Consider the following 1576-nt stretch of genomic DNA (forward strand, 5'->3'; position numbering starts at 1 on the left):
GACCAGGCACCGGCACCATCAGCCGTCGCAACCCGGACCCCATCAACCTCGATCTCGGCCCCCTCCGGCGCCGTCCCCGACACACGCGCCGTGCGCTTCTCGCCGTCGACGGCATCGACCGCGGTCTCCATCACGAAGAACGTCGTGGTCACCGGCTCACTGGCACCGACGGCGTTCTCAGCCGCCAACGAGACCCTGTGTTCGCCGACCGTCAGATCGCTGAGCGAGAGTCGGTCCTCGGCGGCCGGCACTTCCTGCGAACCGCCCTGGTCGACCTGAACCTGGTACAGATCGGGCTTCCCGCCGATCTGGGGTGCGGTCCAAGAGATCATCGTCTTCTCTCCCTCCACCTGGACCACCGGATAGCCGGGTCGTCCCGGCGCCTCACTCCGCGCCTCGTCTCCGACGAAGATCGCGGGGTCGTCGCGGTCCAGACCCATGGCAAGGAAGTGAGAACCACCGCTCCCCGCCCGCACGGTCAGTTCCCGGCCGGTGTCGACGTGCTTGAGCGACCCGTCGGCCTCGAGGTGGAAGTGGTTGGCAGGAATGCAGGCGTCCGTCGACCAGGAGATGAGTGTTCCGCGGACCCCGAGGCACTGCCCCGCATCGCCCGGGAACTGCTCGTCGACGACGCGGACGTTGCCCCCTGCGCCTCGCTGGGGCACCGTGACTGCCATCGTTGCGCCGACGGCGTCGTCCCACGTCCGCTCCTGCAATGCGACTGTCGCCAAGCCCAGGTTGCTCTTGCCGAAGTACCGGTCTTCGACCTGCAGGATGAACGGGACGGGCTGGTCCTCGTTCTTGGGCTGGGCCTGGGCGGAAGCGCTGGGAAGCGCGAGCATCGGTACCGCCGTCACGGCGAGACCGAACGCGATCCCGCCCAATCGTCGATGCGTAGTGGTAGTCACTTGATTCGTGCCTTTCGTCGTTGGAAATTGTCCATACTGAATCTCAGATATTACCCGAGGAAAAGGGGAGGCGTGGCTCGGGGTCATGCCTCGGCAAGGAGTTCCGCGGTCACACGGACCCCCTCGGCTCCGGTGAGCAGTGCACTGAGCGTTCCTTCGGAGACCGGCCGCCTGGTCGCCACTTCCCACGATCCGTCCCCCGTGATGTCGACGAGCGCCCGGTCCGTGAACTGGCCGTACTGCAGCTGCGCGACGAACCGTCCTCCAGGGGTACCCGTGCCGCGAAGCACCGCCGTCTTGCCCGGCGTGTAGGACTGGCCGGCATCGACGGCGAGTTCAGTCGCGAAGCCGTCCGCCTCCAGGTCGATCGCCTGCCGGCCCTTCTCGCCGAGGGTGAACGTCGCGCGGTAGGAGTTCACGTACCGATCGGACGCGACGACGCTGGTCCACGTCCACCGCCCCTGATCGTCGACACGGACGACCTGTGAACGCGTACCTGCGCTCGGATAGCCGGCGTCGTAGGCGATGAACCCGGAGTTCGGGGTGGCGGTACCACTGAGTTCGGCGTGCTCGCCCGGAGTGAACTTCGTGTCGGAAGTGACCTCGATCTCGGTCGGGTACGGCGTCACCCGGACCGGCACCGTCTGCTCGACCGGCTGCGCAGACCC

The 1576-nt window shown here is 67.2% G+C and carries 2 protein-coding genes; both read right to left on the reverse strand.

Annotated elements, in window-relative coordinates; all coding sequences use genetic code 11:
* Positions 1-884, reverse strand: an 884-nt coding sequence (locus HP507_RS00140; protein ID WP_175349880.1) for a fibronectin type III domain-containing protein, incomplete at its 3' end; no start/stop codon positions are given.
* Between the two features lie 107 nt (positions 885-991).
* Positions 992-1576, reverse strand: a 585-nt coding sequence (locus tag HP507_RS00145) for a hypothetical protein (protein ID WP_175349881.1), incomplete at its 5' end; no start/stop codon positions are given.

It is taken from the genome of Curtobacterium pusillum (assembly GCF_013359865.1).
Lineage (GTDB): Bacteria > Actinomycetota > Actinomycetes > Actinomycetales > Microbacteriaceae > Curtobacterium > Curtobacterium pusillum.